This is a genomic window from Mesorhizobium sp. M0208, assembly GCF_040322015.1.
GTDB lineage: Bacteria > Pseudomonadota > Alphaproteobacteria > Rhizobiales > Rhizobiaceae > Mesorhizobium.
This window is the reverse complement of record NZ_JAMYSP010000007.1, coordinates 102,802-128,739: the sequence shown is the minus strand read 5'-3', so window position 1 is coordinate 128,739 and position 25,938 is coordinate 102,802. Positions and strand designations below refer to the sequence as shown.

Annotated in this window: 22 protein-coding genes; 14 read left to right on the top strand and 8 right to left on the bottom strand. The window is 63.2% G+C overall.

Annotation, left to right across the window (positions count from 1 at the left end):
- The first annotated feature begins 175 nt into the window (after positions 1-175).
- The 3 genes from NKJ17_RS10080 to NKJ17_RS10070 are packed head-to-tail and all read left to right on the top strand — an operon-like array spanning position 176 to position 3,608.
- Entirely contained in the window at positions 176-1,123 is a 948-nt protein-coding gene (locus NKJ17_RS10080) for an ABC transporter permease (protein ID WP_352688184.1), read from the top strand.
- Positions 1,120-1,989: an ABC transporter permease gene (locus NKJ17_RS10075; RefSeq protein WP_352688182.1), complete on the top strand. Its 870-nt coding sequence runs from the start codon at positions 1,120-1,122 to the stop codon at positions 1,987-1,989. Before NKJ17_RS10080 ends, NKJ17_RS10075 begins: the two co-directional genes overlap by 4 nt.
- Positions 1,986-3,608: an ABC transporter ATP-binding protein gene (locus NKJ17_RS10070; protein ID WP_352688180.1), complete on the top strand. Its 1,623-nt coding sequence runs from the start codon at positions 1,986-1,988 to the stop codon at positions 3,606-3,608. The genes NKJ17_RS10075 and NKJ17_RS10070 overlap by 4 nt, the downstream gene beginning before the upstream one ends.
- A 10-nt stretch (positions 3,609-3,618) precedes the next feature.
- Here NKJ17_RS10070 and NKJ17_RS10065 read toward each other — a convergent pair whose 3' ends face one another.
- Positions 3,619-4,050, bottom strand: coding sequence for a TerB family tellurite resistance protein (locus tag NKJ17_RS10065; protein ID WP_352646871.1), 432 nt, complete (start codon positions 4,048-4,050; stop codon positions 3,619-3,621).
- 176 nt (positions 4,051-4,226) lie between these two features.
- Between NKJ17_RS10065 and NKJ17_RS10060 the strand changes: the two genes are divergently transcribed.
- The 3 genes from NKJ17_RS10060 to NKJ17_RS10050 all read left to right on the top strand — a co-directional run bounded on the left by NKJ17_RS10060 (position 4,227) and on the right by NKJ17_RS10050 (position 5,849).
- A complete protein-coding gene (locus NKJ17_RS10060; RefSeq protein ID WP_254818195.1) occupies positions 4,227-4,397 on the top strand; it encodes a hypothetical protein in 171 nt (56 codons plus the stop codon).
- Positions 4,398-4,525: 128 nt separating this feature from the next.
- Positions 4,526-5,353 (top strand): helix-turn-helix domain-containing protein, encoded by an 828-nt coding sequence (locus NKJ17_RS10055; RefSeq protein WP_352688178.1) that lies wholly within the window; start codon positions 4,526-4,528, stop codon positions 5,351-5,353.
- Positions 5,354-5,426: 73 nt separating this feature from the next.
- Positions 5,427-5,849 carry a VOC family protein gene (locus NKJ17_RS10050; protein WP_352688176.1) on the top strand — a complete coding sequence of 141 codons (423 nt, stop codon included), beginning with the start codon at positions 5,427-5,429 and terminating at the stop codon, positions 5,847-5,849.
- Here the strand turns inward: NKJ17_RS10050 and NKJ17_RS10045 are convergent.
- On the bottom strand, positions 5,846-7,315 hold the full coding sequence (locus NKJ17_RS10045; RefSeq protein WP_352688174.1) for a cobyric acid synthase: 1,470 nt from the start codon (positions 7,313-7,315) through the stop codon (positions 5,846-5,848). The genes NKJ17_RS10050 and NKJ17_RS10045 overlap by 4 nt on opposite strands.
- Position 7,316: 1 nt before the next feature.
- Positions 7,317-7,931, bottom strand: a complete 615-nt coding sequence (locus NKJ17_RS10040; protein WP_352688172.1) for a dimethylsulfonioproprionate lyase family protein — start codon at positions 7,929-7,931, stop codon at positions 7,317-7,319.
- Between the two features lie 138 nt (positions 7,932-8,069).
- Between NKJ17_RS10040 and NKJ17_RS10035 the strand changes: the two genes are divergently transcribed.
- Genes NKJ17_RS10035 through mmsB form a run of 3 tightly spaced genes read left to right on the top strand, consistent with a single transcriptional unit; the run spans position 8,070 to position 10,578 of the window.
- Positions 8,070-9,236: an isobutyryl-CoA dehydrogenase gene (locus NKJ17_RS10035; RefSeq protein WP_352505762.1), complete on the top strand. Its 1,167-nt coding sequence runs from the start codon at positions 8,070-8,072 to the stop codon at positions 9,234-9,236.
- Positions 9,237-9,266: 30 nt separating this feature from the next.
- Positions 9,267-9,635 (top strand): four helix bundle protein, encoded by a 369-nt coding sequence (locus NKJ17_RS10030; protein WP_254818189.1) that lies wholly within the window; start codon positions 9,267-9,269, stop codon positions 9,633-9,635.
- Between the two features lie 58 nt (positions 9,636-9,693).
- A complete protein-coding gene (gene mmsB / locus NKJ17_RS10025; RefSeq protein WP_352505761.1) occupies positions 9,694-10,578 on the top strand; it encodes a 3-hydroxyisobutyrate dehydrogenase in 885 nt (294 codons plus the stop codon).
- A 323-nt stretch (positions 10,579-10,901) separates the two neighbouring features.
- Here mmsB and NKJ17_RS10020 read toward each other — a convergent pair whose 3' ends face one another.
- The 3 genes from NKJ17_RS10020 to NKJ17_RS10010 all read right to left on the bottom strand — a co-directional run bounded on the left by NKJ17_RS10020 (position 10,902) and on the right by NKJ17_RS10010 (position 15,861).
- A complete protein-coding gene (locus NKJ17_RS10020; RefSeq protein ID WP_352505760.1) occupies positions 10,902-12,281 on the bottom strand; it encodes an aspartate aminotransferase family protein in 1,380 nt (459 codons plus the stop codon).
- Positions 12,282-12,535: 254 nt separating this feature from the next.
- The gene (locus NKJ17_RS10015) at positions 12,536-14,605 is read right to left on the bottom strand and encodes a prolyl oligopeptidase family serine peptidase (protein ID WP_352688169.1); all 2,070 of its coding nucleotides are present in this window, start codon (positions 14,603-14,605) and stop codon (positions 12,536-12,538) included.
- A 95-nt stretch (positions 14,606-14,700) separates the two neighbouring features.
- Positions 14,701-15,861: an MFS transporter gene (locus NKJ17_RS10010; RefSeq protein ID WP_352505759.1), complete on the bottom strand. Its 1,161-nt coding sequence runs from the start codon at positions 15,859-15,861 to the stop codon at positions 14,701-14,703.
- Positions 15,862-16,070: 209 nt separating this feature from the next.
- Here NKJ17_RS10010 and NKJ17_RS10005 point away from each other — a divergent pair, with 209 nt between their 5' ends.
- The 5 genes from NKJ17_RS10005 (at position 16,071) to NKJ17_RS09985 (ending at position 23,858) form a co-directional block, all read left to right on the top strand.
- Entirely contained in the window at positions 16,071-17,648 is a 1,578-nt protein-coding gene (locus tag NKJ17_RS10005; protein ID WP_254818184.1) for a trimethylamine methyltransferase family protein, read from the top strand.
- Between the two features lie 134 nt (positions 17,649-17,782).
- On the top strand, positions 17,783-18,268 hold the full coding sequence (locus NKJ17_RS10000; protein ID WP_352505758.1) for an endonuclease domain-containing protein: 486 nt from the start codon (positions 17,783-17,785) through the stop codon (positions 18,266-18,268).
- Positions 18,265-20,850 (top strand): GcvT family protein, encoded by a 2,586-nt coding sequence (locus NKJ17_RS09995; protein ID WP_352505757.1) that lies wholly within the window; start codon positions 18,265-18,267, stop codon positions 20,848-20,850. Before NKJ17_RS10000 ends, NKJ17_RS09995 begins: the two co-directional genes overlap by 4 nt.
- An 88-nt stretch (positions 20,851-20,938) precedes the next feature.
- A complete protein-coding gene (locus NKJ17_RS09990) occupies positions 20,939-22,516 on the top strand; it encodes an ArnT family glycosyltransferase (protein WP_352505756.1) in 1,578 nt (525 codons plus the stop codon).
- Positions 22,517-22,541: 25 nt separating this feature from the next.
- Entirely contained in the window at positions 22,542-23,858 is a 1,317-nt protein-coding gene (locus tag NKJ17_RS09985) for a M24 family metallopeptidase (protein WP_352505866.1), read from the top strand.
- A gap of 119 nt (positions 23,859-23,977) precedes the next feature.
- On the opposite strand, the gene NKJ17_RS09980 is transcribed toward NKJ17_RS09985, so the two are convergent.
- Together NKJ17_RS09980 and NKJ17_RS09975 are read right to left on the bottom strand one after the other, a co-directional pair.
- Positions 23,978-24,778: a phosphate/phosphite/phosphonate ABC transporter substrate-binding protein gene (locus NKJ17_RS09980; protein WP_352505755.1), complete on the bottom strand. Its 801-nt coding sequence runs from the start codon at positions 24,776-24,778 to the stop codon at positions 23,978-23,980.
- 84 nt (positions 24,779-24,862) lie between these two features.
- A complete protein-coding gene (locus NKJ17_RS09975; RefSeq protein WP_352505754.1) occupies positions 24,863-25,873 on the bottom strand; it encodes a fatty acid desaturase in 1,011 nt (336 codons plus the stop codon).
- Between the last annotated feature and the right edge of the window lie 65 nt (positions 25,874-25,938).

Below are 25,938 nucleotides of genomic sequence, written 5' to 3'. Positions count from 1 at the left end.
TTGAGCCCTCACCGCCGCTTTCGCTAACCACTAGCGTTGCAAGGACTGTGCCGGCGTGGAAACTGCCAATCTCCCCCCTTGAGGGGGAGATGTCCGGCAGGACAGAGGGGGGTGGGCGGGAACGCAAGCTTCGCCCGGTTTTTGCGTTCGCCAACACAGCGGTTCCTCAACGTCCATGACCGCCTACCTCCTCAAGCGGCTCGCCATCGCCGTCGTCACGCTGGTTCTGGCCTCGATGGTGGTCTTTGCCGTGCTGGAAATCATTCCCGGCGACCCGGCGCGGCTGATGCTTGGCCTGAACGCCAGCGCCGACCAGATCGAATTGCTGCGCAACCAGATGGGTCTCAACGCTCCCGTCGTGCTGCGCTATCTGCATTGGGCCGGCGGCTTGCTGAGCCTCGATTTCGGCCGTTCCTACACCTATTCGGTGCCGGTCATCGATCTGGTCCGTGAGCGCCTCGTCGTCTCGCTGCCGCTGGCACTGATGGCGCTGGCGCTGTCCACCGTCATTGCCATTCCGGTCGGACTGTTTTCCGCCAGCCGGCGCGGCCGGGCCGGCGACACGATCGCGATGGGTGCCGCCCAGCTTGGCGTCGCCGTGCCCAATTTCTGGTTTGCGCTGATGCTGATTTATCTGTTCGCTGTCTGGCTGCGGCTGGTGCCGGGCGGCGGCTTTCCCGGCTGGAGCCCCGGCGTCTGGCCGGCACTGAAATCGCTACTTCTGCCGGCGGTCGCCCTCGCTCTGCCACAGGCGGCGATCCTCGCCCGGGTCACCCGCTCGGCGCTGATCGAAGTGCTGAACGAGGACTACATCCGAACCGCCCGCGCCAAGGGCCTGCCCTATCGCCTTGTCTTGTGGCGGCATGCGCTGCGCAACGCCATGATCCCGGTGGTCACCATTCTAGGCCTGCAATTCGCTTTCCTGCTTGCCGGCACCATCATCATCGAGAACGTCTTCTACTTGCCCGGCCTCGGCCGGCTGGTGTTCCAGGCGATCAATCAGCGTGACCTGATCGTGGTCGAGAGCGTCGTCATGTTGCTGGTCGCCGCGGTCATCATCGTCAATTTCGTTGTCGATCTCTCCTATGCGGTGGTCGATCCGCGCCTGAGAGGCCGGCAATGACGCTGCACATCGACATCCCCGACGAGAACCTTGCCGGCATCCTGGCCAAGGCGTTTCGAAACCGTTCGTTCCTCGCCGGCTTCTTCATCACCGCACTGGTGGCGGCGGTCGCGATCCTGTCGTTCTTCTGGACGCCTTACGATGTCACCAATCTGGTCATTTCCGACAAGACCCAGGCGCCGTCGCTGGCGCACTGGTTCGGCACCGACCATTTCGGTCGCGACATCCTGTCGATGATCATGGTTGGCGCCCGCAACTCGATTGCCGTGGCGCTGGTGGCGGTCGGCATCGGCATGGGCGTCGGCGTACCGCTCGGCGCCTTTGCCGCGGCGCGCGGCGGCTTCGCCGACGACGTGCTGATGCGGTTGAACGATTTGGTCTTCGCCTTTCCGGCGCTGCTTTCGGCAATTATGATCACCGCCATCTTCGGGCCGGGCGCGTTCAACGCCATCATTGCCATTGGCATCTTCAACATCCCGGTGTTCGCGCGCGTCGCCCGGGCCGGCGCCCTGGCGATCTGGCCGCGCGAATTCATCCTCGCCGCCCGCGCCGCCGGCAAGAGCAGGACGCTGATCAGCATCGAACATGTGCTGCCCAACATCGCCACGCTGCTGCTGGTGCAAGGCACCATCCAGTTCGCGCTGGGCATACTGGCCGAAGCCGGGCTTTCCTATGTCGGGCTGGGCACCCAGCCGCCAATGCCGAGCTGGGGCCGCATGCTGTTCGATGCCCAGACCCGCATGGTGGTGGCGCCTTGGATGGCGATCTTTCCAGGCATGGCGATCGTCGTCACCGTGCTTGGCCTGAACCTGCTTGGCGACGGCATTGCCGACATTCTCGATCCGAAATCGCGGCGGCAGCGATGAGCCTGCTCGAAATCGAGAAGCTGTCGCTGACCATCGGCAGCACCCGTATCCTCAGAGACATCGAACTTTCCGTCGCGCCGGGCGAAGTGATGGGGCTGGTTGGCGAATCCGGCTCCGGCAAGTCGATGACGGCGCTCACGGTGATGCAGCTTCTGCCCTGGGCGGCGCACGCCAGCGGACGCATCAACTTCGACGGCGTCGACATCCTTGCCGCCAGCGAGGACCAGATGTGCGCGCTGCGCGGCGACGACATCGGCATGGTGTTCCAGGAGCCAATGACGGCGCTCAATCCGGTCAAAACCATCGGCGAGCAGGTCGCCGAGGGTATTCGCTGGCACACCAGGGCGAGCCGCGCCGACGCCGAGGAACGGGCGCGAAAAATGCTGGACCGGGTCGGCCTGCCGGCAGCACAATTCCCGCTCTCGCGTTATCCGCACGAACTCTCCGGCGGCCAGCGCCAGCGCGTCGTCATCGCCATCGCCTGTGCGCTGAAGCCCAAGCTGCTGATTGCCGACGAGCCGACGACCGCGCTCGACGTGGTGCTGCAGGCGCAGATCCTCGACCTGCTGCGAGATCTCGTAGCGGAAAACCGCATGGGTCTTCTGCTCATCTCGCACGACCTCGCAGTGGTGACCGAGATGGCGGACCGCATCACCATCCTGCGCCATGGCGAGGTGATGGAGGCCGGCGATACCGCGCGCACGCTGTCGGAACAACTTCATCCCTACACGCGACAGCTGGCGCAGGCCTCGATGCATGTGCCGGCGCGGGCCCGCACACATGACAGCGGATCGGCCAAACCGCTGCTTCAGGTAGAGAACGTAACGCGGGATTATCCGGGACGGCGCACATCCCTGTTGAAACGCGCGGCTCCCATCCGCGCGGTCGACGATGTCTCCTTCGCGATGGCGCCCGGCCAGTCGGTGGCGCTGGTCGGCCGTTCCGGCTGTGGCAAGTCGACGCTTGCCCGCATGGTCCTGGCACTGGACAAGCCGACGGCCGGTACGATCCGCTTCCGTGGCGACACCCTCACCGGCAAGAGCGAGGCGGAGCTCAAGCCGGCGCGGCGCGACATGCAGGTCGTATTCCAGGACCCGTATGGCTCCTTCGACCCACGCCAGAAGGTCGAAAGATTGGTGGCAGAGCCGCTGCATGTGCTGGAGAAGAAGCCGGCGCCCGCCGCGCGGCGCGAGATGGTGGCGCATGCGCTGCACGAGGTCGGCCTCTCGCCAGGCGACATGGACAAATATCCGCACGAGTTGTCGGGCGGCCAGCGTCAGCGCCTGTCGATCGCCCGCGCCATCATCACGCGGCCGAAGCTGGTCGTGGCCGATGAGCCGGTCTCGGCGCTCGACGTCTCGATCCGCGCCCAGATCCTCGATTTGTTCGCGGAGCTCAACCAGAAGCTCGGTATCGCCTATCTGTTCATCACCCATGATCTGACCGTCGCCCGCGCCATCACCGACGAAGTGATGGTCATGCATGACGGCAAGATCGTCGAGCGCGGCAGGACAAGCGAAGTGCTCGACCACCCGCAATCCGCAGCGGCCAAGGCGTTGGTCGCCGCCGCTCCAGATTTGCACCGGGCGATCGCGAAACGACTGCAGGAACAGGGGTGAGCGGCGACCGTTAGCCTTGCGGCTTGACCACATCGGCAGGGCTGATGTCGAGCAGGTCAAGCGTGCGGCGCAGCAGCTGCATCTCGCTCCCGGCAAGTTGCGAATCGGCCTTGGCGATCTCGGCCATATGGCGGGCGAGCAGCTTGCGCCGTTCGACATCGAGGTCGCGGAACTGCGCGATGGCCTGCGAGCCGTTGGTCTCGTAGCCGAATTCGTTGAGGTATTCGATGACGCTGTCGACGCTGGTTTCGGGAATGCCGAAGGCGTCCCGGCAGATACGCCTGAAGGCGGTCATTTCGCTTTCGCTGACCGAACCATCGGCCAGGATCATGCGGAACAGCATCAGTAGCTCCGCCGACAGCACCGGATCGTCCGCCACCTTGCGCACGCCGGGGTCGCCGTCGAAAATCGAGCGTATCTGGTCCAGCAATCCCATCGCCATCAGCCCCTTCCGATTCGTTCGGAAGGTAGCGCGGAATCGGCCTGGCGCAAACGGGGGTGCGCGTGCTGGAGCCGCATGTTTTCTCGCCGGAAAGCTGCAAGCCGCTGCGCTCATTGGTGTGTGACCGTGCGACTGATACTATGCCGCTGTACGAATCATGTTGAGGAGGGACGGACATGAATCTCAGTGCACCTACCCAGCTTATTTTTATCATATCCCTTGTCATCGCCATCATCGGCGTTCTCGCCGCGCTTGGCGTTCTTGCGTTTATCCCTTTGGCTTCCGTGTGGATTGTCGTCATCGCCTACATCGTGCTGGCCGCCGGCTGTCTGATGCGCGGCGCTTAAACACGTCCAGACAATTCGGAATCTCAGGCAACTCGCAATCTCAGGCAACTCGGGGCGCCCGGCCAAAAGCCGGGCGCTTTTGATTCTGCAGGATGGTCTGTTAGAATTCCTGGACCAGGGAAAGCACAATGCCCACCAGCGAAGACGGCAGCCGCCACGACGGCCCGGAGCTCGATCGGTTCGAGATGGTGCGGCGCGCGCCGAGCCATCGGCTTCAGGGCGCCGTCACTGACATGTGTGGCTTTCGCGAAACCATGCCAGGCCATTTCCGCGCGATCGAATATGCCTCGCTGACCGTGCCGCTGGTCATCAGCTTTGCCGAACCCTTTGCCATCGGGCTCGGCAGGAACCCCAGCGACAATGACCGCTTCGCCAGTTTTGCCGCCGGCCTTTATGCCGGGCCGGTGGTGATCGAATCCTTCGGCGGCGCCTGCTGTGTGCAGATCAATTTCACTCCGCTCGGCGCTCGTCGCTTCTTCGGCCGCCCGATGAGCGAACTGACCGACCGCATGGTCGGCCTGGATGACGTGCTCGGCGTCGAAGGCATCGCGCTTCGCGAAAGGCTTGGCAATGCGCCGGATTGGAGCTCACGCTTTGCCATCGCCGAGGCCTTCGTCGGCGATCGGTTGGCAACCGCAGACCGCACTCAGGCCGAAATGGTCTGGGCCTATGAGACGATCGTCTCGACGCGTGGGCGGACCCGCATCTCGACGCTGGCCGAAAAGCTTGGCTGGAGCCGCAAGCATCTTACCGGAAAATTTTCGGACGCAGTCGGCACCGGCCCAAAAACGCTGTCGCGCATCGTCCGTTTCAACCATGCGCTTGGCCTGTCGAGACAGGCCAACAGTGATTGGGCCGACATCGCCGCCGACTGCGGCTATGCCGACCAGGCGCATCTGGTGCGCGAGTTCCGCGACCTCGCAGGCGTCACGCCGACCACTGTCGCCGCGAGGTAACATTTCTTCAAGACGCGCAACCAGCCTTCGCCCAGACTGGGTTGATCGACCAACCCGCTGAAGGAGATCAGTCATGCCGAACATCACCGAACCACCGCGGCTTTATCCGGCGCTGCGCTACAGGAATGCCGGCAGGATGATCGATTGGCTGTGCGAGGCCTTCGGCTTTAGCGTTCGCGCCCGCTATGGCGAAGGCGACGTGGTGCACCATGCCGAACTCGCTTTCGGCTCCTCGATCATCATGCTCGGCACGGCGCGCGACGATGCCTATGGCAAGATGGTCGGCGCGCCCGGTTCGGGCGGCGGCAAGTCGATCTACGTTGCGGTCGCTGACGCAGATGCGGCATACGCGCGGGCAAAGACCGCCGGCGCCGAGATTCTGGAAGAACTCACCGACCGCGACTATGGCAGCCGCGAATTCATCTGCCGCGATCCGGAAGGCAACGTCTGGTCGTTCGGCACCTACTGGCCGAAGGCTGACGAAGCTGCCAGCTAACGCGCCAGCCCAAAGATGGCGTCGCAGTCGAGGTGGGTTTCCAGCTCGGCGGCGATCTCGTCCAGTGCCCGTTCGACCTCGGCGCGGTAGTCGATGCCGCCGCCCTTGACGCCGAGGCTTTCGAGGAATTTCGCCCGGAAGGCATCGGCGGAAAACAGCCCGTGCATATAGGTGCCCAGCACCTTGCCGTCGGCCGAGATAGCGCCGTCATCGATGCCGTTGATAACGACGGACGGCCGCAGCGTGTCCGGACCGGTGGTGCGGCCGAGATGGATTTCGTAGCCCTCGAGCGGCAGATCGAACGGCACCGAGCGCGCGCTGAGATTGCGCACCGTCTTTTCCGGCTCCATCACCGTTTCGACGTCGAGCAGCCCGAGGCCCTGCGTCTCGGTAACGCTGCCCTCGATACCATCGGGATCGCGCACGACATGGCCGAGCATCTGGAAGCCGCCGCAGATGCCGACGATATGGCCACCGCGTTTCCTGTGCGCGGCAAGGTCGCGGTCCCAGCCGTTCTCGCGGAATTTCAGGAGATCGCCGATCGTCGACTTCGAGCCGGGAATGACCACCAGCCCTGCATCCTGCGGCAGGCGCTGGCCAGGCGGCACGAACACCACCTCGACCTGCGGTTCGGCCTTGAGCGGGTCGAGGTCGTCGAAATTGGCGATGCGCGAGAGTACCGGCACGACGATCTTCAGCGCGCGCTTCTCACCGGACGCCAGCCGTTCGAGCACGACGGAGTCTTCCGACGGCAGCCGCGCCGCCGCTTTCAGCCACGGCACAACGCCAAAACAGCGCCAGCCGGTGAATTTTTCGATCGCCTCAATGCCATCGTCGAACAGCGAGACATCGCCGCGGAACTTGTTGATGAGGTAACCGACGATCATGCGCCGGTCCTCGTCCGGCAGGATCAGGTGGGTGCCGGCGACCGAGGCGATGACGCCGCCGCGATCGATATCGCCGACCAGGATCACCGGCACGCCGGCGCGCGTCGCAAAGCCCATATTGGCAATGTCGCGGCTCCTGAGGTTGATCTCGGCCGGCGATCCCGCGCCCTCGACAATGACCAGGTCCGCGCCCTCGCCGACCGTCGCCCAGGAGTCCAGCACCGCATCCATCAGTCGGCCCTTCAGCGCCTGATAGTCGCGCGCCCGCGTCTCGCCGAACACCTTGCCCTGCACTACGACTTGAGCGCCGACATCGGTCTGCGGCTTGAGGAGCACCGGGTTCATGTGGATGGTCGGCGGCACGCCGCAGGCGATCGCCTGCAGCCATTGGGCGCGGCCGATCTCACCGCCGCCTGAAACGCCTAGAATATCGGCGACAGCGGCGTTGTTCGACATGTTCTGCGGCTTGAACGGCCGCACTTTCAGCCCACGGTTCCTGGCCGCGCGGCACAGACCGGCAACGAGCACCGTCTTGCCGACATCCGAACCCGTGCCCTGCAGCATGATCGCCTTGGCCATATCAGTCCCTGCCCTGCGCAACGGTTACGGTGATCGTCGACTTGGCTGCCAGTGGCCCGCCGCGCCAGAGATAGAGCGCCAGCAGCGGCTCCTTGCCGGTGCGCATGGCGTGGCTGACGCCAGAGGCATGGCGGATCACCTCGCCCGGCGCTCGAAGGCGAAAACCGCCATCGCCCATGCGCCATTCGGTGCCGCCGGTCAGCGGGATGTAGATCTCCTCCGCGACATGGTGGTGGTCGGGGTAGACGATGTCGGGTCCAAGGATCAGCAGGCCGGCCGCGACCTCTTCATTGACGAAATGGCCGCGCGTACCAAACACCTCCAGCCAGCCGTAATTGTCCATGAAAACCTTGCCGAAATCCGCTTCGCCATAGGTCTGGCCCCAGCGCAGATCGCCGCGACGCGCCGCAACCAGCCGCGCCAGCGGCTTGGCCGCAACGGGAGCGAGTTCGACGATACGGTCGAGCTGGACGAGACAAGGCAGTGCATGCGGTTCGAGCGGCCGGCTTGGCATATCCCAGCCGATCCGGGCCACGGCGTCGCGCACCAGCGCAGCATCGAACGTCTGGAGATAGGCATGGAAGCATCCAAGCAGTTCGTCGAATTTTGTCGTCACACTTTGCTCCAAAGCGCATTCGCGCACAGCGGCTGCGCAGACGGGTCGGGTTGCGCGGCGGCATCATTGGTCTAGATTGAACGGCGCGCAAAGCCAAAAACGACAGGCCAGCAGGCCGGAAACGTCAGGGAGCACGCCATGGACGCCGCTGTCGATGCTGGCACCAGCCAGTTCGAACTCAACGAGGACCAGCGCGCCATCCAGGAGATGGCCGAGGCCTTCGCCGCCGACCGTGTGGCGCCGAACGCACTCGACTGGGATCGCAACAAGTATTTCCCCGCCGACGTGATCCGCGAGACGGGCCCGCTCGGCCTTGGAGGCATATATGTCCGCGAGGATGTCGGCGGCTCGGGGCTCGGCCGGCTCGACGCCGTGCTGATCTTCGAGGCGCTTTCGCGGGCCGATCCGGCGTTTTCCGCCTTCATCTCTATCCACAATATGGCGGCATCTATGATCGACCGCTTCGGCAGCGACGAACAGCGCCGGCGCTTCCTGCCGAAGCTGACCTCAATGGAATGGCTGGCAAGCTATTGCCTGACCGAGCCCGGCTCGGGCTCGGATGCGGCGGCGCTGAAGACGCGCGCGGCAAAGAGCGGCGGCGACTATGTGCTGAACGGCGCCAAGCAGTTTATCTCCGGTGCCGGCGACAGCGACCTCTATGTCGTCATGGCGCGCACCGGCGCCGACGGGCCGAAAGGCATTTCCACCTTCGTCGTGCCGAACGATGCGCCGGGCCTTTCTTTCGGCGCCAACGAGCACAAGATGGGCTGGCACATGCAGTCGACGCGCCAGGTCGTCTTCGAGGACTGCAAGGTGCCGGCGGAAAACCTTCTGTCTGCAGAAGGCGCCGGCTTCGGCATCGCCATGGCCGGGCTCGACGGCGGCCGGTTGAACATCGCCGCCTGCTCACTCGGCGGCGCGCAATCGGCACTCGACAAGGCGCTCGCTTACACGGCCGAGCGCAAGGCTTTCGGCTCGAAGATCAACCAGTTCCAGGCGCTGCAGTTCAAGCTTGCAGACATGGAAACCGAATTGCAGGCAGCGCGCGTCTTCCTCTACACCGCCGCTTCGAAGCTCGACCGCAACACGCCGGATGCCTCAAAATGGTCGGCGATGGCGAAGCGCTTCGTCACCGACACCGGCTTCAATGTCGCCAACGACGCCCTGCAGCTGCACGGCGGCTATGGTTATCTGCACGATTACGGCATCGAGAAGCTGGTGCGCGACCTGCGTGTCCACCAGATCCTCGAAGGCACCAACGAGATCATGCGCGTCATCATCGCTCGCGCCCTGATCGGGCGGTAAGGCAGTAGGCAGTAGGCAGTAGGCAGAAAGATGACCGGCAAGATCAATTCGTACAAGGATCTTATCGTATGGCAGCAAGCGATGGATCTGGCCGTCACCACCTACTCCCTGACCAAGGCATGGCCAAAAGAGGAATTGTATGGGTTGACCAGCCAGATCCGCCGCTCAGCAACCTCTATTCCTGCAAACATCGCGGAAGGTTACGGCCGAGACAACAGAGGCTCCTATCAGCAATTTCTCAGGATTGCCCAGGGATCGCTGAAGGAGTTCGAGACACACCTCCAGATCGCTGAACGCATTGGCCTTGCTACGCATGATCAAGCTTATCACGTGCTTTTAGCGACCGAGGGCATTGGGAAAATGCTTCGCCAGCTTATTAACAAACTTGCGCCCGAATAGGTCGCTTACTGCCTACCGCCTACTGCCTACTGCCTACCCACACCACGGGAGCGCCAATATGACCACCATCGCCTTCATCGGCCTCGGCAATATGGGCAATCCGATGGCCGCCAACCTGGTCAAGGCCGGGTATGCCGTGCACGGGTTCGACCTGGTGCCGGAGAACCTCGTCATCGCCAGGGAACACGGCGCCGTCATCATGGCCAACGCCGTTGCAGCGGTGAAAGACGCCGATGCGGTCATCACCATGCTGCCAGCCGGTAAGCATGTTCTGACGGTTTACGCAGACATAGTGTCCAAGGCAAAAAAAGGCGCGCTGTTCATCGATTCCTCGACCATCGATGTCGAGTCGGCTCGAAAGGCCCATGCCATCGCCGCCAAGCACGGGTTGCTGTCGATCGACGCGCCGGTCTCCGGCGGCACGGGCGGTGCCGCGGCCGGCACGCTGACCTTCATGGCCGGCGGTTCGAAGGATGCCTTCGCCAAGGCCGAACCAATCCTCAAGCCGATGGCCGGCCGCATCGTTCATTGCGGCGACGACGGCGCCGGACAGGCGGCGAAGATCTGCAATAACATGATTTTGGGCATTTCGATGATCGGTGTTGCCGAGGCCTTCGTGCTGGCGGAAAAGCTCGGCCTGTCGCACCAGGCGCTGTTCGACGTCGCCTCGACCTCGTCCGGCCAGTGCTGGTCGCTGACCACCTATTGCCCGGTGCCCGGCCCGGTGCCGACATCGCCCGCCAACAATGGCTATAAGCCTGGCTTCGCGGCGGCACTGATGCTGAAGGACCTGAAACTGTCGCAGGAGGCCGCACAGAGCATCGGTGCAGCAACGCCGCTCGGCGCCGAGGCAGCTCAGCTCTATGCGCTGTTCAACGCACAAGGGAATGCCGGTGCCGATTTTTCCGGCATCATTAATTTCCTCCGTGGTAACCCGGCGTAAGCTCCAAGTTCACAGGTTTTCGATCTGCCCAAAGCGGAAAGTCGGCAAATTTAGGTTTGCTTAAGCTCTTGCTAACCCTGCAGTAACGATATGCGTTTAAAACGGATTGCGAGGCGGACATCCGCCCGGCGCTCCGGATCAGGTCTCGCGTACCGGAGCCCGCAAGTTTCGCCGTTAGTTTCGCAAGTGTATTGTTGGCGAAGCGCCATGCGTATCTGGCAAAGCCGCGTTCCCGATGGAGCGCGGTTTTTGCGTTTCGCTTCCTCGCTTGGCAAGCGCTCGGTCGATCGCCGGGCGCCCGACATGGAGCGCCCGGCGGTCGTTCACCGCTTGCGCAGATCTGCTTCGGCCAGATCGAGCGCCTTTGCGATACGATCGCAAGCCATGTCGATCGTCTCGCGCGTCCAGATCAGCGGCGGCGACAGGATCATCGTGTCGCCGGTGGCGCGTAGCATCATGCCCTGGGCAATTGCGTGGTCGCGAACGGTCACCGCCGCGTTGCCGGCCGGCAGGAAGCGCTCCTTGGTTGCCTTGTCCTTGACGATCTCGATCGCTCCCATCAGCCCGAACGAGCGCACCTCGCCGACCAGATCGTGCCCGCCGAGACGTTCCTGCAAAGCTCTGGCGAAGTAAGGCCCGGTGTCGTTCCTGACGCGCTCGACCAGCCCCTCGCGCTCGATGATCTCGAGGTTCTTCAGCGCCACCGCGCAGGCCACCGGGTGCCCGGCATAGGTGTAGCCGTGATAGAATTCGCCGCCCTTTTCGACCAGCGTCGCCGCGATGCGGTCGCCGACCAGGAGCGCCGACAGCGGCTGATAGCCAGAGGTCAGCGCCTTGGCCGTGGTGATGGTGTCGGGCTCGACATCGAAGGCTTGTGCCGCGAACCACTCGCCGGTGCGGCCGTAGCCGGTGATGACCTCGTCCAGCATCAGCAGGACGTCGTATTTGCGGCAGATGCGCTGCAGTTCCGGCCAATAGCTCATCGGCGGGATCTTCACCCCGCCTGCCCCCATCACCGGTTCGCCGATGAAGGCGGCCACCTTGTCGGCGCCAGCTTCGAGGATCGCGTCCTCGACCGCTTTTGCCGCGCGCAGGCCGAAATCATGGTCGCTTTCGCCGGGCAGTGCGAGCTCATAGGCATAGGGCATCATTACATGGACGATGTTGGGCACGGCGCCGCCGAGCTGCTTGTGCATCAAATCCATGCCGCCGAGCGAGGCGCCGGCGATGGTCGAGCCGTGATAGCCCATCTTGCGCGAGATGATGCGGTTCTTCTCCGGTTTGCCTTCCAGCACCCAATAGTGACGGACCAGGCGCAGCGCCGTGTCGTTGGCCTCCGAACCCGACGAGCCGTAGAACACCTGGTTGATATGACTTGGCGCGATCTCCGCCAGCTTTTTCGACAGCAGAACCGGCGTCGGCGTCGAGCATTTGAAGAAGGAGTTGTAGTAGGGCAATTCCTTCATCTGGGCGTAGGCGGCGTCGGCCAGCTCGTCGCGGCCATAGCCGACATTGACGCACCACAGCCCTGCCATGCCGTCGAGGATTTCCGTCCCTTCGGAATCGTAGATGAACGGCCCGTTGGCGCGAGTGATGATCCGCGAGCCGGTCTCGCGCATCTCTTTGTGGTCGGTGAACGGATGAAGGTGATGCGCGGCATCGATCTGCTGAAGCTGCTTCAGCGAATAATTCTGGTAGGTCATGTCTGATCTTTCCTCTTGAACCAATCCGGCAGCTTTTGCGCCGGGGCGGATTCGTCAGAGGACAGCGGGCGGCGAATAGCCGATGCGGGCGCACAGCCGCAACAGCTCGGCGCGAAGCGTGCGCGGCGACGGCGTCACCGCGACCCCAAATGCGCAACCCGATTTCGCCAGCCGAGCCATGCATGTACCTTAGGCTGCCTCGAGCCCTCAGTTCAAGCCGTGCCGGTAAAGCGACGCCGGTCAATTGGTGCCAGTCAATTGGTGCCAGTCAGGGCCCGCTGCAGGAAGACGTACTTCATTGCCGCCTGTGCGGCCTGCGGCCGCCGATCGCCGCGTCCGCCATGGCCGCCCTCGGTCTCCTCAAAGAACAGCGTCTTGCCGTGGCCGGCCGCCTGCAGCCGTGCCGCCATTTTGCGCGCATGCCCGGGATGGACGCGATCGTCGGCGGTCGAGGTCGTCAGCAACACCGGCGGATAGGCTGCGTCCGTGTCTACATGCTGGTAGGGCGAATAGGCGGCGAGCCAGGCTGCCTCTACCGGCTTCGCCGGATCGCCATACTCGGCCATCCATGACGCGCCGGGCGGCAGTTCGGTGTAGCGCAGCATATCGAGCAGCGGCACCTCGATGATCACTGCACCGAACAATTCCGGGTGCTGGGTCAGCGAGACGCCGGTCAGCAGACCACCATTCGATCCACCCTGGATGCCCAGTGTGGCGGGCGTAGCGATGCCGCGTTTGACCAGATCTTGCGCCACCGCGGCGAAATCGTCGAAGGCATTCTGGCGATTGGCCTTGAGCGCCGCCTGATGCCAGTTCGGCCCGAACTCGCCGCCGCCGCGGATGTTGGCCTGCACATAGGCATTGCCCTTCTCCAGCCACAGCCTGCCGCGCACGCCGGCATAGCCGGGTAGCAGCGGCACTTCGAAGCCGCCATAGCCGTAAAGCAATGTCGGCACGGGTCCATGCAAGTCGCGCCTCCTGACGACGAAGTACGGGATCATCGTGCCATCCTTCGAGCGCGCTTCGAACTGTTCGGAGACCAGCGACGACGCATCGAAACGCGCCGGCTGCGACTTCACCGTTGCCAGCCCCGCGGCGTTGTCGTCCGACCAGATGATCGAGCTCGGCGTCAGGAAATCGGTGAAGGAGAAGGAGACGCTGGAACCGAAATGCTCGGCATGGCTGATGCCGACATTGCCGTTTTCGGGCAAAGCCACGGGCTTGAACTCCCAGCCGCTGTCGCTGCGCTTGCCGGCGACGACCTTGCCGCGCACATTGTCCATCAAATTGATGAAAAGCCGGTCCTGCGTGCGGGCAATACCGGCGATCGAGACACGGTGCGCCGGCTCGAGCACGGTATCGAGGGATCCGAATAGCCCGGTTTCGATCCAGCGCTCGAAATCGAGTGAATAGAGCCCGTCGGGCTTGCACAGCGTGCCGTCCGGCGCCGTCCATGGCGTACGCACGCCGAAGACAAACTGGCCCTTGAACAGTGCTGTATCGGTGACGTCGTCCGGCAACGGGATGCGCCTGTTTTCGCCCGATGGCAGCCGCAGGAAACTGTGCGAGGCGAAGAAGTCGATGGTCCGGGCGAGGAAGACATGACGCTTGTTGCCGTCGAATTCGACGGACCCGCCGGCGGCAAGATCCTGCTTCAGCGCCTCAAAGATCGGCATCGCCTCGTTCAGTGGCGTGCCGCGCCGCCAAAGCTTGACCACGCGCGGATAACCGGACTGGGTCTTGTCGTCCTCCTCGAAGGCGGCGGAAACGATAACCGTGTCCTCGTCCAGCCAGCTAAAGCTCGACTTCGAGGCAGGAGCGCGAAAGCCGCTATCGACGAACGATCTGCTTTCGATATCGAATTCGCGCATCTCGCTGGCATCGCCGCCATCCGGCGACAGGTTGAGTAGGCAGCGGCTGAAGTCGGGGTAGAGCCGACTGGCGCCGCTGAACACCCATTTCACCCCCTCTTTCGCCGCCAGGTTATCGAAGTCGATGATCGTCTGCCATTCCGGCTTGTCGGTCTTGTAGGACGCGACCGTGGTGCGCCGCCAGAGGCCGAGTACGTTCGTTCGGTCCTGCCAGAAATTATAGACATAGCCGTTGATAGCGGCCCCAACGGCGATGTTATCCTCGGCCGTCATCAGGTCGAGTGCCGTCTCGAACGACGTCCGATAGGACGGATCACCCTGCAGCTCCCCGACCGTGATCGCATTTTGGCGATGCACCCAGTCGAGCGCCTGCTTGCTCCTCCTGTCCTCCAGCCAGAGAAACGGGTCTTGGGCCGGTGAACCCGGCTGTCCCTTGGTATTCGATTTGGTCATGAGGTCTCCGGTTGAATCGGGCGGCGGCATAGCCAAGATCGACATGGGGCCGCTTATATTCAAGTCGTTCGTCAGAAACGGCGGCTTTCTGGCATTCACGCCATCCGTCTTCGAATGACCGTTACAACTGTCAGCGCCAGGCAAATGGCACCGAGCGTCATTGGCAGGCCGCCGGCGCCAACAACATCCATGGCGCTGCCCGCCAGCGGCGGCACGGCGATGCCGCCGATGCCCCACATCAAAGAGAAGGCGGCATTGCCGGCGACCAGTGCCGAGCCGGTGAACCGCTCGCCGAGCTCGATGATCGACATCGTGTAGATACCGTACGAAACCGCACCCCAGACGAAGACGCACGACCAGATCAGCGGCGTCTCGATGAGAACCGGCAGCAGCGCGCATCCCAGCACCGTCATCGAAACACAGATGAACCGCACCAGCCGCGCCGTCAGTCGTTCCGCCAACAGGCCGAGCGGCACCTGCATAGCGATATTGCCGGCGATCATCACTGACAGCAGCGCCGACATGCGCGCTTCCGCAATGCCATAATGTGTTCCGTAGACCGGCAGCAAGGCGAGCACCGCCTGTTCGAAACCGGCGGCCACAATCACCGCCGATAACAGCAGCCACGCCTGCGGCACGAACCCCAGCACCGAAACCCGGTGCCCGCTCTCGTCGACCTTGGGCAGCCGTGCCAGCACCGAGGCGAGGCAGGCGCCGCAAAACAGGAATGCGCCGATGCCGACCAGAAACGGCGGCCATCCCACGGTGCCGACCGCAAGCAGGCACAGCGGCCCCGCCGCAAAGCCGGCCGAAATGATGGTCGAATAGATGCCCATGACGCGGCCGCGGCGTGCCGGCGGCGCCAGTGCGATCACCCAGACTTCGCTCAGCACGTAGAGCGGGTTGGTGACGGCGCCGATCAAAAAGCGCAGCGGAAACCACAGATAGACATTTTGGGTCCAGCCGATCAGCGCGAGCACCAGCGCGGAAAGTGCCGCGCAAGTAAGCGCGGTGCGCCCTGCCCCGAAACGCCGCGCCAGCGCCGGAACCAGCGGCGACGAGACGATGAAGCCGATCGGCGTCATTGCCGCCGACAGGCCGATTATGGCCGGCGAGACGCCCTGGCGCTGCAGGATGAAGCTCAACAGCGGATAGCTCAGCCCTTGCGCGATGGCGAACACCGAGACGGTGGCGATCACGCCGGTGATCGCCGCCCATTGCCCTATTTCGCCGCTGCTTTGTTCCGCCCGGTCCATGATGCAGGATTAGCGTTTCGGTTCCGTCGCGGTAAGCACCGGCAACGAAAACCGCTTGCCCCAGCCGGAACGCGATCAAGAGGCTGGCGATCCCGCCGGCTGCCCCAGGGCATGTCGCTTCCCTCGCCCTAGTGGTCGCCGCCTCCGCAATGGCCGGACGGCCGGCGGTCCATTATGCCGCCGCATTGCCGCAGCGTACGAGGACTATCATGACCGCCGCCCTTCAGCCCGCCGAACCGGCACTGGCAAACGACCGCGCCCGTCGCGGCGGCCGCGCGGGGAAGCGTGCCGGCGGATCGACGGCGTTTGAGCAGCCGCCGTTTCGGCAGTTGAAGAACCCGCTGACGCCGACCCGGCTGGTTTCCGACGACGAGCTGGAATCAATTCACCTCGCCTCTCTACGCGTGCTGCGGGAAATCGGCGTCGACGTGCTGCATGACGAAGCCCGGCGCATCATGAAGGCGCATGGTGCCGATGTCCGCGAGGGCAGTGAGCGGGTGCGCTTCGACAGCGACATGATCCTGGAACTGGTTGCCCATTGCCCGCCGGAATTCACCATCCACGCCCGCAACCCGGCGCACAATGTGCGCTTTGGTGGCGATAATCTGATCATCTCGATGATGGCGTCGGCACCCAATTGCTCAGACGTCGACCGCGGCCGTCGGCCAGGCAACCAGCAGGACTACCGCAACTTCCTCAAGCTTGCGCAGATGCACAACATATTGAACTGCACGGGCGGCTACCCGGTCGAGCCGATCGACATCCATCCGTCCGTGCGCCACCTCGAATGCATCCGTGACCTCGCCACGCTGACCGACAAGATGTTCCACATCTATTCGCTCGGTAAGGAGCGCAACGTCGACGGCATCGAGATCACCAGGATCGCGCGCGGCATCAGCCATGAGCAGTTGCTCGCAGAGCCGTCGGTATTCACCATCATCAACACCAATTCGCCGCTCAAGCTCGACGTGCCGATGATGGAAGGTATCATCCAGATGTCGAGCAAGGGCCAGGTGGTCATCGTGACGCCCTTCACCCTGTCCGGCGCCATGGCGCCGGTGACGATTGCCGGCGCGCTGGTGCAACAGAATGCCGAGGCGCTGTCCGGCATCGCCTTTGCGCAGATGGTGCGCAAGGGCGCGCCTGTCGGCTACGGCGGCTTCACCTCGAATGTCGATATGAAGTCCGGCGCGCCGGCCTTCGGCACGCCGGAATATATGAAGGCGCAGCTGGTCGGCGGGCAGCTCGCCCGCCGCTACAACATCCCCTACCGCACCTCCAACACCTGCGCCGCTAACACGGTCGACGCGCAAGCCGCCTATGAAAGCGTGTTCTCGCTGTGGGGCGCCATTCAGGGTGGCGGCAATCTGATGATGCATGCGGCCGGCTGGCTCGAAGGCGGCCTGCGCTGTTCCTACGAAAAGACCATCCTCGATATAGACCTGTTGCAGATGGTCGCCGAGTTCCTGACGCCGCTCGATCTTTCCGAGGAAGCGCTCGGTTTCGACGCCATCCAGTCGGTCGGCCCCGGCGGCCATTTCTTCGGCACCCAGCACACGCAGGACCGCTACAAGACCGCGTTTTACGCGCCAATCATTTCCGACTGGCGCAATTTCGAGAGTTGGGTTGAGGCCGGATCGCCGACCGCACTCGAAAAGGCCAATCGCGTGTGGAAGGAACGGCTGGCGTCCTATGAAGAGCCTTATATGGACCCGGCAATCCGCGAGGAGCTCAACGCTTTCGTCGACAAGCGCCGGGCCGAAGGCGGCGCGCCGACCGATTTCTGATCATTGGTTTGATGAACAGTCGACCCCCGCTCCGTCGAGCGTCGGACGACACCTCTCCCCCGATCGACGGGGTAGAGGAAGGGCGCGACCTTATTCCAGCCAGCCCCCTTCCTCTCCCTCCGGAGGGGGGAGAGGTGGCGCTGCGAAGCAGCGACGGAGTGGGGGAAGCCGTTCATGAAACGCGTAGTCGCCGCAAAATAGGTACAACCGAGCGAGCACGAAAACTTAGGCAAGCAGGCAATCAGGCGGAAGCACTGCTCTGGCTTGAATTAAAGGCGCGCAAGCTTGGCGGCTATCGCTTTACGCGTCAGTTCTCCATCGGCGCCTTTTTTGCAGACTTCGTCTGCCGCGAAAAATGGCTTGTTGTTGAAATCGACGGACAACAGCACGCCGACAGTTCATATGACCGCCGCCGCGATGATTTCATGCGCGCCCAAGGCTATTCGATCCTGCGTCTTTGGAACCATGACGTCCTGAAACATCGTACTTCCGTCTGTGAAACCATTCTTGCCGCGCTTGATGGCAGGCTGGCCGAAAACACCGCTGTATTCGACCTCCGCTTTGTTTTCGCGCCCCGCTCACTCGAGTCAATCTCTTCAAAAACGGAACTATCTTCATGAAATCTCATGCAAAAGCGGTTGTCATCGGCGGTGGGGTCGTTGGCTGCTCGGTGCTCTATCATCTGGCCAAGGCTGGCTGGACCGACATCCTGCTGATCGAGCGTTCGGAGCTCACCTCCGGCTCGTCCTGGCATGCGGCGGGCGGCTTCCATACGCTGAACGGCGATCCCAACGTCGCCAAGCTGCAGGCCTATACGGTGCAGCTTTACAAGGAGATCGAGGAGATTTCCGGCCAATCCTGCTCGCTGCACCTGACCGGCGGCGTGATGATGGCCGATACGCCCGAGCGCATGGACTTCCTGCGGCTCGCCCACGCCAAGGGCCGCTATCTCGGCATGGACACAGAACTGATCACGCCGTCCGAGGCGAAGGCGATGTTCCCGCTGATGGACGAGACGAATTTCGTCGGCGCCATGTGGGATCCGGTCGAGGGCCATCTCGATCCTTCCGGCACCACCCACGCCTATGCCAAGGCCGCCAGGAAGCTGGGCGCCGAGATCGTGCTGCGCAACCGCGTCGTCGAACTGACGCAGGAGGTCGACGGCACCTGGAACGTCGTCACCGAGCAAGGCACGGTCAAAGCCGAGCATGTCGTCAACTGCGGCGGCCTGTGGGCGCGTGAGATCGGTCGCATGGTCGGCGTCGAACTGCCGGTGCTGGCCATGGAGCACATGTATCTCCTGACCGAGCCGATGCCGGAGGTCGAGGAATTCAACAAGTCGACCGGCCGCGAGATGATCGGCGTGCTCGATTTCAAGGGCGAGATCTATACCCGCCAGGAGCGCAACGGCATCCTGCTCGGCACCTATGAAAAGGCCTGCAAGCCGTGGTCGCCGGTCAACACGCCGTGGGATTTCGGCCACGAGCTGCTGCAGCCCGACATCGACCGCATCGCGCCGTCGCTCGAGATCGGCTTCAAGCATTTCCCCGGCATCGAGAAGGCCGGCATCAAGCAGATCATCAATGGTCCCTTCACCTTCGCGCTGGACGGCAACCCGCTGGTCGGCCCGGTGCAGGGCCTGACCAATTTCTGGTGCGCCTGCGCCGTCATGGCCGGCTTCAGCCAGGGTGGCGGCGTCGGTCTCGCACTGTCCAACTGGATGGTCCATGGCGATCCGGGCTTCGACGTCTGGGGCATGGACGTGGCCCGCTTCGGCGAATGGGCAACGCTGCGCTACACCAACGCAAAGGTGCGCGAAAACTATTCGCGCCGTTTCTCCATCCGCTTTCCCAACGAGGAATTGCCGGCGGCAAGACCAGCGCAGACAACCCCGCTCTACGACACGATGCTCGCCAATAACGCCGTCATGGGCGATAGCTGGGGGCTCGAAACCCCGCTCTGGTTCGCGCCGAAAGGCTCTGAGCCAAAGGACATCGTGTCCTTCCACCGTTCCAACGATTTTGGCCCGATCGGCGAGGAAGTGCGAGCCACCCGCGAGAGGGTCGGCGTCACCGAGATCGCCAACTTCGCCAAATACGAAGTCTCCGGACCAGGGGCCGAGGATTTCCTCAACCGGCTGATGACCAATCGCATGCCAAAGACCGGCCGCATCGTGCTGACGCCGATGCTGAACGAGTTCGGCCGGCTGATCGGCGACTTCACCATCGCCAAGGCGGGCGAAGAACGCTTCATGATCTGGGGTTCTTCGGCAGCGCAGAAGTATCACATGCGCTGGTTCGAGAAGCATCTGCCCAAGGACGGCCCAAGGGCGTCAGAGGTGCGCATCCACCGCTTCGACCAGACGCTGGTCGGCCTCTCCATCGCCGGGCCGAAATCGCGTGACCTGCTGCAGAAACTGGTCGATGTCGACATCTCGACCAAGGCCTTCCGCTTCATGGATTTCCGCGAGATGGCGGTCGGCGGCGCGCCCTGCATGGTCAACCGCATCACCTACACCGGCGACCTCGGCTATGAGATCTGGATGGCGCCCGCCTACCAGCGCCTGGTCTACAAGGCGATCAAGGAGGCTGGCGAAGAGTTTGGCCTTATCGATTTCGGCATGCGGGCTTTGCTCTCGATGCGCCTTGAGAAGAACTTCCCGACCTGGTTCCGCGAGCTACGTCCAATCTACGGACCATTCGAAGGCTCGATGGACCGCTTCATCAAGCTGGAGAAGAACGATTTCATCGGCCGGGAGGCGGCAGCCAGGGAACAGGCGGCAAGGCCGAAGCTGCGCCGCGTTTCCTTCATCGTCGATGCCGCGGATGCCGACGTCATGGGCGACGAGCCGATCTGGGCCAAAGTCGGCGGCAAGGATTACGGCACGGTGGAAAAGCCGCATGGCTACGGTGCACCGCGCTTCGACGCGGGCGGCAAGGAAGTGCGCGGCTCGAACGCCGCCGAAGGCGCGTCTGCCGTGCGCGGCATTGTCGACGGCGACTGGCGCGTGGTCGGCTGGGTCACCTCCGGCGGCTATGCGCATTATGTCGAGAAGTCGATGGCGCAAGGCTATGTACCGGCAGCGCTTGCCGAGAACGAGAGCGCCGGCCTGTTCGAGATCGAAATCCTTGGCCACCGGCGTCCCGCACGCATCAATGTCGAACCGCCGTTCGATCCGAGCGGCGAAAAGATGAGGACGTAGGCGCAGCCAGCCGGTCGCATTGTGCGGAGCATGCTCTTCATGTTAGCGCAGCCGGCAACACTCTGCTGGCAGGGGCGATGAGATTTCATTGAAGTACAATCTGAGATGGGCCGAGTGGCTGGCCGAGGGACGGATCGGCCCGTTCCCGGCGGCGATCGTCGTGGTCGCGGCTTACTTCGCCTTGCAGACCGTCATACTGTCCCTGTTGAGCTCTTGGGCGGGAACCGGCGTCGGCATCGATGATGCGGAGCAGCTGATCTATATACCGTATCTCTGGGCTGGATATGGCGGCTCGCAACCACCCCTCTACACCTGGATCAACTGGCTGGCCGCGCATGTTTTCGGCACCAGTATCTTCACGCTGAAGCTCGTCAAATACTCCGTGCTGTTCCTAGCCGCCTGCAGCGTGTTCGCCGCCATGCGGCGGTTTGGCTACACCAAAGCGACGGCGGCGGCGGCCATGTTCGGCCTGTTTACGATCCCGCAGATCGTCTGGGAATCGCAGCGCGCCTTGTCGCATTCCGTCGCCGTCGTCGCCTTCTGCTCGCTGCTCCTGCTTGCTATGGCCTATCTTGTCGAGCGGCGAAGCATGGTCGCCTATGCGGCGTTTGGCTTGGCCACGGCGGCCGCAATTCTTGCCAAATATAATGATGTCTTCCTCGTGGTGGCCCTTGTTGCGGCAGTGCTGTCGCTGCGCGAATGGCGCAGCGTAATGCTCGATCCGAAGTTCGCCATCAGCATAGCGGTCGCGATACTGGTGCTGGCGCCAACCACCTATTGGAGCCTCATGCATCCCGCCGATTTATTGTCGAGAGGCGAGAAGTTCGGAATAGACTCGCAACGAGGGCGCATGGCGGCGGCTTTTGTCGGTGCCGGCAAGTTTATCATGGGAACCTTCAATTTCGCGGTCTTGCCGGTGCTCGTTTCCGCGCTGGCTTTCGGGCTGGCCGGGTTTCGTTTCTCCGAGTGGCACCCGAAAGGTCCGGCTCGGGAAATTCTGTTGCGGCGTACCTTGGCGCTCGGCTTGGCCATGCTTGCGATACTTGTACTGGTCACGGGCGTGACGGTGGTCAAGGACCGCTGGCTGCTACCTGTCCTGTTCATGTTGCCGCTGGCCATCGTCGCCACTATGGAACGGCTGGCGCCGCACGGCAGGAATGCGCAGCTCCTGGTAATCGCGGCTGGAGCGATAATCGCCGTGCTCCTCGCGCCCGCCACCTGGTACGTCCAGATAAACGGGACCAGTGGTCTGTCGCGGATGATCCGCGTGGATTACCCCGCCCTCTATCGCCAACTGACTGCGGACGGACCGGTCAAAACCGCAATATCTGATGGTGCATGGGTCGGAAACCTGCGGCTGGTCGACGAAAAACTGGTCGCACTTGACCAGGAAGTGCCTAATTTCGAAATGCTGATGCAGGAGCCGGCCGTACTCGTCTGGCTTGACCGTGACGATCCGCGTCCGGTCATTTTGGAGCAGCTCAAAGCGGCCGGCTATGAGCCGGACGGCCAGCCGCGGCAAATGATGGTTCCGCTGTTGCGTGGCACCGACAAGTCCACCCGGCCCGGCGCCTATGTAAGATTGAAGAGAATGGCGGTGGGAGGAGCCACGGTGCCAAAAGAAGGCGTTAGCGGAGGAGCCGACGGTGGACAGGAACCCGACTGACCGGCCCCGTCATCACCGCAAGATCATGCCGTTCGAGCCGGACGGCTCGAACGGTGTGCTGCGCAAAAAATCGCGGCTGAAGGCCGCTGAACTCAACCAGCATGCGCTGGGCTATGGAGCGCTGGCGGAAACCGAATGGCAGGCGGCGGGAATTGCTGCTCCTGACCTGCCCGCCATGCGCCGATACCGGCTCGAGCGCATCCGCGCCGAGCTGAAGCGCCGCGACTATGCGGGAGCCTTGCTCTACGATCCGGTCAACATCCGCTATGCGACGGATGCGACCAACATGCAGCTCTGGGTCGCACACAATCGGACCAGGCATTGTTTCGTCGCCACCGATGGCCCGGTGGTGCTGTTCGACTATTTCTCCTGCGAGCATCTTTCCGATCATTCCGGCGTCGTCGACGAGGTGCGGCCGGCAGTGTCGTGGGCTTATCTGTACAGCGGCGAGCTGACCGGTCAAAAAGTCCGCCGCTGGGCAGCCGGCATCGCCGAGCTGGTATTGGAACACGGCGGCGGCAATCGCCGTATCGCGATCGACCACATCAATCCCGAGGGCATCGAAGAGCTCGCCCGTCTCGGCATTTCGACCGGCAATGGCGAGGCGGTGATGGAAAATGCGCGGCTGATCAAATCGCCCGACGAGATCCTTGCCATGCGCCGCGCGATCGTCGCTTGCGAGGCAGCGATGGGTGAGATGGAGCAGGCGCTGAGGCCGGGGATTTCCGAGAACGAATTGTGGGCCGAACTCCACCGCGGAAACATCGCGCGCGGCGGCGAATGGATCGAAACCCGGCTCCTGTCGTCGGGTCCGCGCACCAATCCGTGGTTCCAGGAGTGCTCGTCGCGGACGATCGAGGCCGGCGAGCTCGTCGCCTTCGACACCGACCTGATCGGTCCTTACGGCTTCTGCGCCGACCTTTCGCGCACTTGGCTTTGCGGTGACGCGCCGCCGTCGCAGGAGCAGCGCGACCTGTTCCGAATCGCCGCCGACCAGATCGCCAACAACACGGAGCTGATGCGGCCGGGCGTATCGTTCCGCGACCTCGTCGAGCGCTCGTCAGTGCCGCCGGGGGACTGCTTCCCCGCCCGTTATGGGGTGCTCTATCATGGCGTCGGTCTTGCCGACGAATACCCGACTTTGCCGCATGCTAGCGACTGGACCGACGACACACCCGACGGAGTGCTCGAACCTGGCATCGTGCTGTGCGTCGAGAGCTATATCGGTCGGCTTGGCGGCTACGAAGGCGCCAAGATCGAGGAACAGATCCTGATCACCGAAACCGGCAACGAGAAGCTTTCGACCTACCCGCTCGACAATCGGCTGCTTGGCGGCTGCTAATGCATGTCCCACAAAGCATGCCCTCGGGCTTGACCCGAGGGTGTGCAGCGGTTCTGCGATAACGACATGCGTAAACTGGAATCTAAAGTGCTCGCATGAGGCCGCCCGACGCGACGCGTTTATATGAGCGCTGCGATCGCCTCGCGCATCGTGGTGACGATCGTTTCCGGCGTTGTCCTGGCCGTGATGAACGGCAAGCCTTTGCGACGCCTTGTCCAGCCGACGACCGTCACCTTCTGCGCCGCAGGCTCGAAACGCTGCGCCAGCGCCCAGCTCTCGCAGTCGATCGCCGCGACGTCGGCCCTGCCCTCGGCAACAGCAACGATCGAAGCACGGTGCCCACGGCTTTCGCTCAACGCGGAAAAGATGTCCAGACTCTCGCCCAATGCTTGCAGGTCGCGAGTTGGCGCGATGATGCCCGACATGGAATCCAGGCTGTTAAAGGTGAAACGCCGGCCGCGCAGCAGATCGAGCGGAATGACGGCACCGCCGTCGGCCGGCGACCTTGCCTGCGGTGCCTCGCCCGCTCTCATGATGATGGCGCTCGAATAGAGTTCGCCCTGTCCACCCTCGAAGGCATCGTAACGCGGCTGACCGACGAGCTGGACACGTTGCGACAGGCCGAGTTCCATCGGTCCCCAACAGGTTTGCGCAAGGAGCAGCGCCGGGTGCAGCCAGAGCCGGTGGAAATCCAGCTCGTCCGGCGGCAATGTCGCCGGATCTGGCGCGACGGGTTTTCCCTGATCGTCTCGGATACCGCCAGGCACTGGAGGCAAATCGCCATTGCGGCGGACGATTGTCTCCGGCGCATCGATGCCCCTTTGTCTGAAAGTATCGCGCAACCGCGCCCATTGCGCGTCGACCTCGTCCCGCGCTTCCGGCCAGTCATACATCGGCAAAGCCGCAATGAATTCGCTCATGTCGGGGATTTGACCGTTATGCGGGGAAATTGACAAGTTCAGGAAAGCGTCGTCCGCGCGGAACCGCCTGCAACAACGCAAGAATCACTCTTTCGGCGGCTCGGCGGGTACCGGTGCGCTGCCAAGCCCATTGAGGCTGCGTGCCCTGACACGCGGCTTGAATGCGCGTCCCGGTTCCGGCATGCGCCGCAGCACGGGATGGACGACCGGCTCCTTCGCCTTGAAGGCATAGGCCTTGAGCAACGCGAAATAGTTCGGATAGGCGTAGCCATTGTTCATCCGCAGCCACTCGTCGCGGCGGTCGCGAAACAGTTTCGGCAGCCTGTACCAGGCCACCGTCGGGCTCTTATGATGGACGAAATGTAGATTGTTGTTGAGGAACAGGAAGGACAGCGGCGAGCGCTCGACGATGATCGTGCGGCCTTCCGGATGTTCCGACCATTGGTGCTCGGCGTAGGTGCGGATCGAAATCAGCGATTGTCCCAGCCATACCGGCACCAGAACGTAAAGCCACAACGGCATGCCGAAGCCGAACTGCACGATGGGCAGCACGATGGCGAGGCCGATAGCGTGCAGCAGCCAGGCCTTGCGGACGACCTTGTCGCCCGCGGCAACCTGCCTGGCGTCGTCGATGAAGAAGCCTATGCAGGAAAGCCACGGGCCCAGCACGAAACGGCCGAGCATTGTGTTGTTGATCTTCAGCAGGAATTTCATCGCCGACGGCAGGCCCTCGTGCTGCCAGAGCGCCTCGTAATAGCTTTCGGGATCGTCGAGCGGATCGGTCAGGCGCTCGTCTGCATGGTGGCGCAGGTGAATGGTCTTGAACCGGCGAAACGGCCAGACAAGGCCAATCGGCAGGAACACAAACGCTTCGTTGAGCCGCGCGTTCCGGGTTGGGTGGCCGTGCAGGACCTCGTGCATCAGCGAGGATTGCAGCGTCGCAATCAGGGTCAGAAAGGCGAGCGCCAGCAGCGGGTAGGATGGCCAGAGCAGAAAGCCGGCAGCGAGCCAGCCGCCGTAACAGAGAAGTGCGAGAAATACGGTCGGCCATTCGATGGCTGCTGCGCCGTGTCGCCTATTGCCCATGCTCGTCATGCTATCGACCACTGCCTTCCAGTCGCCGGAACCCGTTTGATTCCTGACAGCATTGTGTCAGGAGT

Coding starts and splice junctions, on each gene's coding strand:
- NKJ17_RS10020 (WP_352505760.1), bottom strand. CDS start 12,281: ATGACCTACCAGAATTATTCGCTGAAGCAGCTTCAGCAGATCGATGCC.
- NKJ17_RS10005 (WP_254818184.1), top strand. CDS start 16,071: ATGACCGCCGCCCTTCAGCCCGCCGAACCGGCACTGGCAAACGACCGC.
- NKJ17_RS10045 (WP_352688174.1), bottom strand. CDS start 7,315: ATGGCCAAGGCGATCATGCTGCAGGGCACGGGTTCGGATGTCGGCAAG.
- NKJ17_RS10050 (WP_352688176.1), top strand. CDS start 5,427: ATGCCGAACATCACCGAACCACCGCGGCTTTATCCGGCGCTGCGCTAC.
- NKJ17_RS09985 (WP_352505866.1), top strand. CDS start 22,542: ATGCCGTTCGAGCCGGACGGCTCGAACGGTGTGCTGCGCAAAAAATCG.
- NKJ17_RS10070 (WP_352688180.1), top strand. CDS start 1,986: ATGAGCCTGCTCGAAATCGAGAAGCTGTCGCTGACCATCGGCAGCACC.
- NKJ17_RS10075 (WP_352688182.1), top strand. CDS start 1,120: ATGACGCTGCACATCGACATCCCCGACGAGAACCTTGCCGGCATCCTG.
- NKJ17_RS10035 (WP_352505762.1), top strand. CDS start 8,070: ATGGACGCCGCTGTCGATGCTGGCACCAGCCAGTTCGAACTCAACGAG.
- NKJ17_RS10080 (WP_352688184.1), top strand. CDS start 176: ATGACCGCCTACCTCCTCAAGCGGCTCGCCATCGCCGTCGTCACGCTG.
- NKJ17_RS09975 (WP_352505754.1), bottom strand. CDS start 25,873: ATGACGAGCATGGGCAATAGGCGACACGGCGCAGCAGCCATCGAATGG.
- NKJ17_RS10010 (WP_352505759.1), bottom strand. CDS start 15,861: ATGGACCGGGCGGAACAAAGCAGCGGCGAAATAGGGCAATGGGCGGCG.
- mmsB (WP_352505761.1), top strand. CDS start 9,694: ATGACCACCATCGCCTTCATCGGCCTCGGCAATATGGGCAATCCGATG.
- NKJ17_RS09995 (WP_352505757.1), top strand. CDS start 18,265: ATGAAATCTCATGCAAAAGCGGTTGTCATCGGCGGTGGGGTCGTTGGC.
- NKJ17_RS10030 (WP_254818189.1), top strand. CDS start 9,267: ATGACCGGCAAGATCAATTCGTACAAGGATCTTATCGTATGGCAGCAA.
- NKJ17_RS10060 (WP_254818195.1), top strand. CDS start 4,227: ATGAATCTCAGTGCACCTACCCAGCTTATTTTTATCATATCCCTTGTC.
- NKJ17_RS10055 (WP_352688178.1), top strand. CDS start 4,526: ATGCCCACCAGCGAAGACGGCAGCCGCCACGACGGCCCGGAGCTCGAT.
- NKJ17_RS10015 (WP_352688169.1), bottom strand. CDS start 14,605: ATGACCAAATCGAATACCAAGGGACAGCCGGGTTCACCGGCCCAAGAC.
- NKJ17_RS10065 (WP_352646871.1), bottom strand. CDS start 4,050: ATGGCGATGGGATTGCTGGACCAGATACGCTCGATTTTCGACGGCGAC.
- NKJ17_RS09980 (WP_352505755.1), bottom strand. CDS start 24,778: ATGAGCGAATTCATTGCGGCTTTGCCGATGTATGACTGGCCGGAAGCG.